This window comes from Sinorhizobium medicae, assembly GCF_007827695.1.
GTDB classification, from domain to species: domain Bacteria; phylum Pseudomonadota; class Alphaproteobacteria; order Rhizobiales; family Rhizobiaceae; genus Sinorhizobium; species Sinorhizobium medicae.
This window is the reverse complement of the sequence record NZ_VITA01000008.1, coordinates 169,106-180,849: the sequence shown is the minus strand read 5'-3', so window position 1 is coordinate 180,849 and position 11,744 is coordinate 169,106. Positions and strand designations below refer to the sequence as shown.

The following is an 11,744-nucleotide window of genomic DNA, read 5'->3' as shown; positions in this document are numbered from 1 at the left end:
AATCGCCGTCATGTACCGCGAAGGTCCCGCTATTGCCAGACATCAATGTATGTCGTGCAAAACTGAGTGGCCGACTGCATGGAAGCAGGATTAGAGGCGAACCGACGCGCCAAAAGGAATTTTGTCCCGCATGCCGAAAAAGCTTGGCAAGCGGAAGAACAATGTCTAAAAATAGTGCACGATTTCAAGGTGCCTGAAAGATATGCATTTGCCATCCACGGCTCTTTCATCTTCGTTTCTGATCGGGAATGTCCAAATCCGTAATCGCGTAGCGCTTGCGCCCATGTCCGGCGTGACGGATCTGCCCTTTCGCATGCTTGCCTGGCGCTTCGGCGCGGGCTTTGTCGTGACCGAGATGGTGGCGAGTCGCGAGCTGGTTGGCAATGCCGCCGAATCCTGGGCGCGGCTGAAGAATTCCGGCATCGATCCGCATATTGTCCAACTTGCCGGGCGTGAGGCGCATTGGATGGCCGAGGCGGCGAGGATCGTTGAGGCCAATGGTGCCGATATCATCGATATCAACATGGGCTGTCCCGCCAAGAAGGTTACCGGTGGCTATTCCGGATCTGCACTCATGCGCGACCCGGATCACGCGCTGTCTCTGATCGAGGCGACGGTGAAAGCAGCGACGGTTCCGGTAACGCTCAAGATGCGACTCGGTTGGGATGAGAATTCGATCAATGCGCCGCTGATTGCCCGCAGAGCCGAGGAAGCCGGCGTGAAGGCGATCACCATTCACGGGCGCACGCGCATGCAGTTCTACAACGGCAAGGCCGATTGGGATGCGATCCGCTCGGTCCGCGAGGTGACTTCGGTCCCGCTGATCGCCAATGGCGATGTTGATTCCGTTGCGGATGCGCATGAAATCCTGCGCCGCTCGGGTGCCGACGCCGTCATGGTCGGTCGATCTTGCCAGGGTCGGCCGTGGCATGCGGGCGTGCTCGCCGGCACGGCTGCCCATCCGGATGCGGCGGGCGTCGCACGCATATTTGCGGAGCATTACGAGACGCTCCTTGAATTCTACGGCGTGGAGGTCGGCCTTCGCACTGCCCGAAAGCATGCCGGCTGGTATCTCGATCGTTTCGCAACCGAGCTCCCCGTCTCGCAGAAGGCTGCGATCCTCACATCGACGGACACGGTTTTCGTGCGCGACGGCGTTGCGGCCGCCATTGCCCGCTCCGGCGATGTGGCGGCGAGGGAGGAGATTGCGGCATGACAGAGAAGGCACCGGCTGACGGCGCAAACGATCTTTCCATGGCCGTGCTGAACGCGATTCAGAATCCGGTCATCCTGGTGGATGAGAACGGCTTTGTCGCCTTTGCGAACTGGGAGGCGGAATCCTTCTTCGGTGCCAGCGCCAACCATCTTGCGCGGCATGACATCAGCGCGTTCATTCCCTTCGGCAGCCCGCTCCTGACGCTGATCGATCAGGTTCGCGAGCGGCGCGCTGCGGTGAACGAGTACCGGGTAGACCTCAGCTCTCCGCGCCTCGGGGCCGACAAGCTCGTCGATCTCTACGTGGCCCCGGTACTCTCGCAACCCGGATCGGTGGTGGTCGTCTTTCAAGAGCGGTCGATGGCGGACAAGATCGATCGCCAGCTGACACATCGGACGGCGGCGCGATCCGTCACGGGGCTTGCTTCGATGCTGGCGCACGAAATCAAAAACCCTCTTTCCGGCATTCGCGGCGCCGCGCAGCTCCTCGAAACCTCCGTCAACGACGAAGACAGGGCGCTCACAAGATTGATCTGTGACGAGACCGACCGCATCGTCTCGCTCGTGGACCGGATGGAGGTCTTCTCCGACGAGCGTCCCGTCGACCGCGTGCCCCTTAACATTCATGCGATACTCGACCACGTCAAGGCAATCGCGAAGGCCGGCTTTGCCCGGCGGATCAAGATCTCCGAACATTATGACCCGTCGCTTCCGCCCGTTTTCGCAAATCGCGACCAGCTGGTTCAGGTGTTCCTCAATCTGGTAAAGAATGCGGCCGAGGCGATCGGCGACAGGGCGGACGGCGAAATTCTGCTGACGACGGCCTATAGGCCGGGCATTCGCCTCTCGGTCGCCGGTACGCGCGAAAAAATCTCGCTCCCGCTGGAATTCTGCGTGCATGACAACGGGCCGGGTGTACCCGCCGATCTTCTGCCGCATCTTTTCGACCCTTTCATCACCACCAAGACGAACGGGTCCGGCCTCGGTCTCGCGCTTGTGGCGAAGATCATCGGCGGCCATGGCGGCATCGTCGAATGCGACAGCCAGCATAGCCGCACGATATTCCGCGTTCTGATGCCGGCGTCCAAGGGCCCAGCGGCAGATGACGAAACTCCGATGACAAAAGGAACCAATGGATGACGGGTGCAACGATCCTTGTCGCGGATGACGATGCAGCCATTCGCACCGTTCTGAATCAGGCGCTCAGCCGTGCCGGATACGATGTGCGCATCACCTCCAATGCCGCCACACTATGGCGCTGGATAGCCGCCGGCGACGGCGATCTGGTCGTGACCGATGTCGTGATGCCGGATGAGAACGCCTTCGATCTCCTGCCGCGGATCAAGAAAGCTCGGCCGGATCTGCCGGTGCTTGTGATGAGCGCTCAAAACACCTTCATGACGGCCATCAAGGCTTCGGAAAAGGGCGCCTATGACTATCTGCCGAAGCCGTTCGATCTGACGGAGCTGATCGGCATTATCGGCCGGGCGCTCGCCGAACCGAAGCGGCGGCCGTCGAAACTCGACGACGATTCCCAGGACGGCATGCCTCTCGTCGGACGCTCCGCCGCGATGCAGGAAATCTACCGCGTGCTTGCCCGGTTGATGCAGACGGACCTGACGCTGATGATCACCGGCGAGTCGGGAACCGGCAAGGAACTGGTTGCGCGGGCATTGCACGATTATGGCAAGCGGAGAAACGGTCCCTTCGTCGCCATCAATATGGCGGCGATTCCGCGCGATCTCATCGAGTCGGAACTGTTCGGTCACGAAAAGGGGGCTTTCACCGGCGCTCAAACCCGCTCCACCGGTCGTTTCGAGCAGGCCGAAGGGGGAACGCTCTTCCTCGATGAGATCGGCGACATGCCCATGGATGCGCAGACGCGTCTCCTGCGTGTGCTGCAGCAGGGCGAATACACGACCGTCGGCGGACGCACGCCGATTAGATCGGACGTCCGCATCGTCGCGGCAACCAACAAGGACCTGAAACAATCGATCAATCAGGGTCTTTTCCGCGAGGACCTCTACTATCGTCTGAACGTCGTGCCGCTTCGCCTGCCGCCGCTTCGGGACCGGGCCGAGGATATTCCGGATCTCGTCCGCCACTTCGTCCAGCAAGCCGAAAAAGAGGGCCTGGACGTCAAGCGCTTCGATCAGGAGGCGCTGGAGCTGATGAAAGCACATCCCTGGCCGGGCAATGTGCGCGAACTCGAAAACCTCATTCGCCGTTTGACGGCACTTTATCCACAGGACGTCATCACGCGCGAAATCATCGAAAACGAGCTGCGTTCGGAGATCCCGGACAGTCCGATCGAGAAAACCGCAGCCCGCTCCGGCTCGCTGTCGATCTCGCAGGCCGTGGAGGAGAACATGAGGCAGTATTTCGCGAGCTTTGGCGATGGTTTACCGCCCTCTGGTCTTTATGACCGCGTCCTCGCGGAGATGGAATATCCTCTGATTCTCGCGGCCTTGACGGCTACCCGCGGCAACCAGATCAAGGCGGCCGACCTGCTGGGTCTCAACCGCAATACGCTGCGCAAGAAGATCCGTGAACTCGGTGTCTCTGTCTATCGCAGCTCGCGTAGCGCTTGACTGAGATGCAACACCGTTGCATTTTCGCCACAATGCGTTGCTTGAACCGCGCATAGCGCCGATTCGCCGGCGGTCGGTCGCAGCCGATCGTGCGGAAACCGGCGCGGCGGGCGTTTCCGCATCCGATGGGGTGCGGCGCCGCAGGTTCGATATCTCGGTCCGGAACGCAGGCATGTGCCGGTGTCGTCGGTACGCCGGTTTGGGGAAGCACTTTTCATGGTGGATGGAATGGCCTTGCCATTGGGCACGGAGGACGGAGTCACTGCTGCCCAGGACAGGCGAGCCTCATTCGCCTTGCCGGGGCTCATGCTTGCCACCGGTGCCCTGGTCTGCGCCACCTTGTCGCTGCTCGTTCTTCTTGGCCTGACCCCGGTCCGGCCTGAGAGAAACATCGTTATCGCCTGTGCCGGCGTCAACGGCCTGTTCGTCGTGGGGCTGATCTATCTCATCGCCCGCGAGATATTCAGGCTGCTCAGGGCACGCAGCAAAGGCAGGGCCGCCGCGCGCCTGCATGTCCGCATCGTCGCACTCTTTTCGATCGTCGCGATCACGCCGGCCATCCTCGTCGCCATCTTCGCCAGCATCACTCTCGATGTGGGCCTCGACCGCTGGTTCTCGCTGCGTACGCAGGCGATCGTCCGTTCCTCGCTGAACGTCGCCCAGGCCTATGTCCTTGAGAATGCCAGTTACCTGCAGGGCCAGACGGTCTCGATGGCCAACGATCTGGAGCGCAATCGTCAGCTCTACAGCCTCGACCGCACAGGCTTCGTCGAGCTGATGACGCGGCAGGCGAGGGGCAGAGGCATGCTTGGCGCTTTCCTCGTGCGCGCTGACGGCAGCGCCATACTTCAGGCCAATATCTCGACCGACCGTCCGCTGCCTGCGATCCCGCAGGACGCGCTGAAAAGCACTGTCTCGGGTCAACCGACCCTCATTCCTCCCGGCGTGACCAATCTGGTGGGAGCGGTCATTCCGCTGGAGAACATCCCCGGTACCTATCTCTACACCGTCCGCAACGTCGATCCCGAAGTCATGCGGTCGATGCGGCTGATGGAAGAGAACACTGCGGAATACAAGACCTTGGAGGCCGGGCGCACTTCCCTTCAGATCGCCTTCGGCGTCCTTTACATCGGCTTCGCCCTGATCGTGCTGCTGGCGGCGATCTGGACCGCCATCGCGGTCGCCGACCGCATCGTGCGTCCGATCCGCCAGTTGATCGGCGCGGCTGACAGCGTCGCTTCCGGCAATCTCGACGTCGTCGTACCCGTGCGCGCGGTCGACGGCGACGTCGGCAATCTGTCGCGCACGTTCAACAAGATGGTGAGCGAAATCCGGACGCAGCAGGATCAAATTCTCGTAGCGAAGGACGAGGTCGACCAGCGCCGCCGGTTTATCGAGGCCGTGCTTTCCGGCGTGACGGCGGCAGTCATCGGCGTCGGCAGGGATCGTCGCATCACCATTTTCAATCCGTCTTCGGAAGGGGTGCTCAGGAAAGCGGCGCCGGGGCTGATCGGCGCGCGGCTAAGTGATGTGGCCCCGGAAATCGAAGCGGTGCTCGTGGAGGCGGAGAGCCGCTACCGCAACGACTACCGCAAGCAGATCAACATCATGCGCGGCGGGACCGAGCGTACGATGAATGTTCAGGTGACGCAGGAAGAAGGTGATGAGTCGCATGGTTCCTATGTGATCACCATCGACGACATCACCGATCTGGTCATTGCGCAGCGCTCCACCGCCTGGGCGGATGTCGCTCGCCGCATCGCGCACGAGATCAAGAACCCCCTGACGCCGATTCAGCTTTCCGCCGAGCGGCTGAAGCGCCGCTACGGCAAACAGATCAATCAGGACGACAGAGCGGTTTTCGACCAGTGTACCGAAACGATCGTGCGCCAGGTCGAGGATATCGGCCGGATGGTCGATGAGTTCTCCGCCTTTGCGCGCATGCCCAAGCCGACGAAGGAAGAGTCCGATCTGCGGGCCATCCTCAAGGACGCCGTATTCCTGCGCGAGATGGGCAACAATCACATCGCCTTCATCCGGGATTTCGGCGACGAACCGCTCGAGGGCCAGTTCGACGGCCGCATGCTGGGCCAGGCATTTGGTAACCTGGTCAAGAACGCCGTGGAATCGATCGAAGCCGTCCCCGCGGGGTCGTCGCGAGGTGCGCCGACGGTGGTCATTCGATCCCGTCGCGATGATGCGACCGGCCGTTTCGTGGTCGACGTCGTCGACAACGGCAAGGGGCTTCCGACCGAGAACCGGCACCGGATTCTCGAGCCTTACATGACCATGCGGGAGAAGGGCACCGGTCTCGGCCTCGCTATCGTCAAGAAAATCATCGAGGACCACGGCGGGCAACTGGAGCTGCACGACGCACCGTCGGATTTCGACGGCGGCGCCGGGGCGATGATCCGGGTGATCCTGCCGCCTGCCGGCGAGACCGGCGGTGAACATAATTTGAAGGATAAGGGTAATTTCAATGGCGGCTGATATTCTGGTTGTAGATGACGAGGAGGACATTCGCGAGATCGTCTCGGGAATCCTCTCTGACGAAGGCCATGAGACGCGCACCGCCTTCGACAGCGAGAGTGCGCTTGCGGCGATCAACGACCGCCTGCCGCGTCTGATCTTCCTCGACATCTGGATGCAGGGGAGCAAGCTCGACGGACTGGCGCTCCTGGACGAGATCAAGAGCCGCCACCCCGATTTGCCGGTGGTGATGATTTCAGGCCACGGCAACATCGAAACGGCCGTTTCGGCGATCAAGCGCGGCGCCTATGACTTCATCGAGAAACCGTTCAAGGCCGACCGGCTGATCCTTATCGCCGAGCGCGCGCTCGAAAATTCCAAGCTCAAGCGCGAAAACTTCGAATTGAAGAGGAAGTCGGGCGATCCGGTGGAACTCATCGGAACCTCCGTCGCGGTCTCGCAGCTGCGCCAGATGATCGAGAAGGTGGCGCCGACCAATAGCCGCATCATGATTCAGGGACCGTCCGGCTCCGGCAAGGAACTCGTTGCGCGGATGATTCATCGCAAATCCGCACGCGCCAACGGTCCTTTTGTCGCCCTCAATGCGGCTGCGATCACGCCGGACAAAATGGAGATCGCGCTGTTCGGCACCGAGGGTACGACCGGACAACCGCGCCGGACCGGAGCGCTCGAGGAAGCTCATGGCGGTATTCTTTACCTCGATGAAGTCGGCGAAATGCCACGCGAGACGCAGAACAAGATCCTGCGCGTCCTCGTCGATCAGCAGTTCGAGCGGGTAGGCGGGTCCAAGCGCGTCAAGGTCGATGTCCGCATCATCTCCTCGACCGCCTACAATCTCGAGAACATGATCGCCGAGGGCCTGTTCCGCGAGGATCTCTACCACCGGCTCGCCGTTATTCCGGTGCGCGTTCCTGCTCTTGCGGAGCGCCGCGAGGATATTCCTTTCCTGGTCGACATGTTCATGCGCCAGGTCAGCGAGCAGGCCGGCATCCGACCCCGCAAGATAGGCGAGGATGCGCTCGCCGTACTGCAGGCGCATGACTGGCCCGGCAATATCCGGCAGTTGCGCAACAATATCGAGCGCCTGATGATCCTGGCGCGTAGCGACGGTCCGGACACGCCGATCACCGCCGACATGCTGCCGAACGAGGTTGGAGACACCCTGCCGAAGATTTCGGCGCAAAGCGATCAGCACATCATGACCCTGCCGCTGAGGGAGGCGCGCGAGATGTTCGAGCGCGACTATCTGATCGCCCAGATCAACCGCTTCGGCGGCAACATCTCGCGCACAGCCGAATTCGTCGGCATGGAACGCTCCGCTCTTCATCGCAAGCTGAAGTCGCTCGGCGTGTGATTATCCCGGTCGTGAATTCAATTTTCGGGCCAGCCGCAGAACCGGCCAGACATAAGGAACAGCCATGAAGGTGATCATATGCGGGGCAGGTCAGGTCGGCTACGGGATCGCCGAGCGGCTGTCGCGCGAGAATAACGACGTTTCGGTGATCGATACGTCCGCCGCGCTGATTGCCTCTATAACCGAGGCGCTGGACGTGCGCGGTTACGTCGGTCACGGGGCACATCCGGACGTGTTGGCAAAGGCTGGGGCCGACCAGGCCGATATGTTGATCGCTGTGACACTTTATGACGAAGTCAACATCGTCGCATGCGAAGTGGCGCATGCGATCTTCAACGTTCCGACCAAGGTCGCCCGCATCCGCGCGCAGAGCTATCTTGCGCCGGAATATTCCGATCTCTTTTCGCGCGAGAACGTTCCGATCGACGTCACGATCTCTCCGGAGATAGAGGTAGGGCGGCTTGTGCTTCGCCGCATTTCCTTTCCGGGCGCGACCGACGTGGTGCGCTTCGCGGATGACCGGATCGCGATGGTTGCGATCGAGTGCATGGAAGATTGCCCCGTCGTCGACACGCCTTTGCAGCAGCTCAGCGAGCTCTTCCCCGATCTCCACGCGACGGTCACCGGTATCTTCCGGGACGGCGAACTGATCGTCCCGCATTCGTCCGACCAGTTGAAGACCGGCGATCTGGCCTATGTCGTCTGCGACCGGGACCATGCCCGTCGCACGCTGGCGCTCTTCGGGCACGAAGAACAGGAGGCGCGGCGCATCATCATCCTGGGCGCCGGTAACATCGGCTATTTCGTCGCCCGGATGATCGAAGAGCAGCAGCCGCGCATGCGGGTGAAGCTCATCGAGAACGATCGCGATCGCGCGGTGCTTGTCGCCGACAAGCTCAACAACACGGTCGTCCTCCACGGCTCGGCGATGGACCAGCGGATTCTGGCGCAAGCGGATGTCCAGGAGGCGGATCTGGTCGTCGCGCTGACGAACAACGACCAGATCAACATCCTCGGCAGCATGCTTGCAAGGAAGCAGGGTGCGAAATCGGCCCTGGTGCTGATCAATGAGCCGGCCTATCAGGACTTCGCCGGCGCCGCCGGCGTCGACGCGTATATCAATCCGCGCGCAGTCACCATATCGCGCGTGTTGCAGCATGTCCGAAAGGGTCGTATCCGGTCGGTCTACGCGGTTCAGAACGGTATGGCGGAGGTCATCGAGGCCGAAGCGCTCGAAACCTCTCCCTTGGTCGGCAAGGCGCTGCGCGAACTCGAATTGCCCGACGGTATACGCATCGGCGCGCTTTATCGCGACAAGGCCTATGTTCGTCCCGATGGCGACACGCGGATCAAGGCCAAGGATCGCGTGGTACTGCTGGCGGCCGCCGAGACCGTCCGTCATGTCGAACAGCTCTTCCGCGTCAGCATTCAATATTTCTGAGGGACTCAGCCATGCCGAGAATCGCCTATGTCAACGGCACTTATGTCCGGCACGCCGAGGCCGCCATTCACGTCGAGGATCGGGGCTATCAGTTTGCCGACGGTGTCTACGAGGTCTGCGAGGTCCGGCACCGGTTCATCATCGACTTGAATCGGCATCTCGATCGCCTCGGGCGATCGCTGCATGAGCTTGCGATAGGCTGGCCGATGAGTCGCGCGGCGCTGGTTCATGTCATAAGGGAGGTGCTGCGCCGAAACAGGGTCCGCAACGGTCTCTTCTATCTCCAGGTGACCCGCGGCGTCGCGCGACGGGACCATGTGTTCCCCGCGGCCGACACCCCGCCGTCGATCGTCGTAACCGCCAAGCGAACGGATCCGGGGGCGATCGCCCGCAAAAACACCGAGGGCATATCGGCGATAACCGTGCCGGAGAACCGGTGGGACCGGGTCGATATCAAGAGCATCGGCCTCCTGCCGAATGTGCTTGCCCGCCAGCAGGCGAAGGAAGCGGGCGCGCAGGAGGCGATCTTCGTCGACGCGGACGGCATGGTCAAAGAGGGCGCGGCCACGAACGTATGGATCGTGGATCGTGAAGGGACACTGCGTACGCGTCCGGCGGAAAGCGGCATTTTGCGCGGCATTACCCGTACCACGCTCATGGACGTCGCCGGGCCGCTGGGTCTGACGGTGGAGGAGAGCGCTTTCTCCGTGGAGGAAATGCTCGCGGCGCGGGAGGTCTTCATCACCGCCGCTACCAGCATCTGCTTTCCTGTCATTTCCGTCGACGGAAAGACGATCGGGAACGGTCATCCAGGAAGCATAGCACAGAATATTCGCGAGGCCTTTTTCGACATTGCGGAAAAGACGTCGATTTGATACCAAACCTCTCGGAGGTGTCGGGGTTCGTTCGTGGCACCTTAAAAAATTGACAAAATGCACCGGTGAAAGAACGCCGGCAAATAAGAAAGAAGCGGCGCGATGGCGGAACGTTCTCAAAACTTGCAGGATCTATTTCTCAACACGGTCCGCAAGCAAAAGATTTCTTTGACCATTTTCCTCATCAATGGCGTGAAGCTGACGGGTGTCGTAACATCGTTTGACAATTTCTGTGTACTGCTTCGCCGCGACGGCCATTCTCAGCTCGTCTACAAGCACGCCATCTCGACGATCATGCCGGGCCAGCCGCTGCAGATGTTCGAGAATGAGGAAGCTGCCTCCTGACGGGACGTGAGGAACATTACCAAGCGTGATTCAAAATCGTCGTCGATTATCCCGGAGCTTGAGCGGCTCCGTGATGACTCGCGTGCCGTGGTCGTCGTCCCGGTCCTGAAAAAGGCCGGGAGGGTCTCTGCCGACATAGTGGCGCAGAGCGCCACGCGGTCGGATCAAAGCCGCCTGGAGGAGGCGACCGGCCTGGCACTCGCCATCGATCTCGAAGTGGTTCACGGCATGGTCGTGCCCGTCGCCCAGCCGAAGCCCGGCACTCTGCTCGGAACGGGCAAGATCGAGGAGATCGGTCACGTTCTGAGCGACAAGGATGCGGGGCTCGTGATCGTCGATCACCCGTTGACGCCAGTCCAGCAGCGCAATCTCGAGAAGGAGTGGAACGCCAAGGTCATCGACCGGACCGGCCTCATTCTTGAAATCTTCGGTCGCCGCGCCTCCACCAGGGAAGGCACGCTGCAGGTGGATCTCGCCCATCTCAACTACCAGAAGGGCCGCCTCGTTCGCAGCTGGACGCACCTTGAGCGGCAGCGCGGCGGTGCGGGATTCATGGGCGGTCCCGGTGAAACGCAGATCGAGGCCGACCGCCGCCTGCTGCAAGAGAGGATCGTCAAGCTCGAACGCGAGTTGGAGCAGGTGCGGCGCACGCGTCAGCTTCACCGCTCGAAGCGCAAGAAGGTGCCGCATCCGATCGTCGCGCTCGTCGGCTATACGAATGCTGGAAAATCCACGCTCTTCAACCGGATGACCGGCGCCGGCGTTCTTGCCGAGGATATGCTCTTCGCAACGCTGGATCCGACGCTCAGGCGGCTGAAGCTGCCGCATGGGCGCATGGTCATCCTTTCCGATACCGTCGGCTTCATTTCCGACCTGCCGACGCACCTGGTTGCCGCTTTCCGGGCGACATTGGAAGAGGTGCTCGAGGCCGACCTGATACTGCATGTACGCGACCTGTCCGATCCCGATAATCAGGCACAGGCGAGCGACGTGCTGCGCATCCTCTCCGATCTCGGCATCGACGAGAAGGAGGGCGCCGAGCGCATTGTCGAGGTCTGGAACAAGATCGACAAGGTTGAGCCGGAGGTGCGCGAGGTTCTGGTGAAGAAGGCGGCAAGCGTCGACAACACAGTCGCCGTTTCCGCCATGACCGGCGAAGGTGTCGGGGAGCTTCTCACCGAAATCGGTCGACGCCTGTCAGGAGTCATGACCGAATGCACCATCGTTCTTGGGCTCGACCAGCTGCAGTTTCTGCCTTGGGTCTACCAGCACGCTATCGTCGATGCACGCGAAGATCTCGAGGATGGACGTGTGAGTCTGGACCTGCGCCTGACCGAAGGCGAGGCGGTCGAACTCGAACGCCGGCTGGGCAACGGCCCGAAGGCTGTCGAAGAGGACTGGTAGCGGGTAAGAGCGCGCCGCGTTCCTCTTGT

At 61.4% G+C, this 11,744-nt stretch carries 9 protein-coding genes; all 9 read left to right on the top strand.

Annotation, left to right across the window (positions count from 1 at the left end):
* Positions 1-202: 202 nt before the first annotated feature.
* The 9 genes from dusB to hflX all read left to right on the top strand — a co-directional run bounded on the left by dusB (position 203) and on the right by hflX (position 11,715).
* Positions 203-1,216, top strand: coding sequence for a tRNA dihydrouridine synthase DusB (gene dusB / locus FB009_RS16160; RefSeq protein WP_011975263.1), 1,014 nt, complete (start codon positions 203-205; stop codon positions 1,214-1,216).
* Positions 1,213-2,355: a two-component system sensor histidine kinase NtrB gene (locus tag FB009_RS16155; RefSeq protein WP_011975264.1), complete on the top strand. Its 1,143-nt coding sequence runs from the start codon at positions 1,213-1,215 to the stop codon at positions 2,353-2,355. The genes dusB and FB009_RS16155 overlap by 4 nt, the downstream gene beginning before the upstream one ends.
* Positions 2,352-3,806, top strand: coding sequence for a nitrogen regulation protein NR(I) (ntrC, locus tag FB009_RS16150; RefSeq protein WP_011975265.1), 1,455 nt, complete (start codon positions 2,352-2,354; stop codon positions 3,804-3,806). Before FB009_RS16155 ends, ntrC begins: the two co-directional genes overlap by 4 nt.
* Positions 3,807-3,980: 174 nt before the next feature.
* On the top strand, positions 3,981-6,296 hold the full coding sequence (gene ntrY, locus FB009_RS16145; RefSeq protein WP_024312193.1) for a two-component system sensor histidine kinase NtrY: 2,316 nt from the start codon (positions 3,981-3,983) through the stop codon (positions 6,294-6,296).
* Positions 6,286-7,650, top strand: coding sequence for a two-component system response regulator NtrX (ntrX, locus tag FB009_RS16140; protein WP_011975267.1), 1,365 nt, complete (start codon positions 6,286-6,288; stop codon positions 7,648-7,650). Before ntrY ends, ntrX begins: the two co-directional genes overlap by 11 nt.
* A 64-nt stretch (positions 7,651-7,714) precedes the next feature.
* A complete protein-coding gene (trkA, locus tag FB009_RS16135; RefSeq protein WP_011975268.1) occupies positions 7,715-9,091 on the top strand; it encodes a Trk system potassium transporter TrkA in 1,377 nt (458 codons plus the stop codon).
* Between the two features lie 11 nt (positions 9,092-9,102).
* Positions 9,103-9,966 (top strand): D-amino-acid transaminase, encoded by an 864-nt coding sequence (locus FB009_RS16130; protein WP_011975269.1) that lies wholly within the window; start codon positions 9,103-9,105, stop codon positions 9,964-9,966.
* 102 nt (positions 9,967-10,068) lie between these two features.
* Positions 10,069-10,311, top strand: a complete 243-nt coding sequence (hfq, locus tag FB009_RS16125; protein ID WP_003535434.1) for an RNA chaperone Hfq — start codon at positions 10,069-10,071, stop codon at positions 10,309-10,311.
* A 6-nt stretch (positions 10,312-10,317) separates the two neighbouring features.
* Positions 10,318-11,715 carry a GTPase HflX gene (gene hflX / locus FB009_RS16120; protein ID WP_011975270.1) on the top strand — a complete coding sequence of 466 codons (1,398 nt, stop codon included), beginning with the start codon at positions 10,318-10,320 and terminating at the stop codon, positions 11,713-11,715.
* The last annotated feature ends 29 nt before the right edge of the window (positions 11,716-11,744 follow it).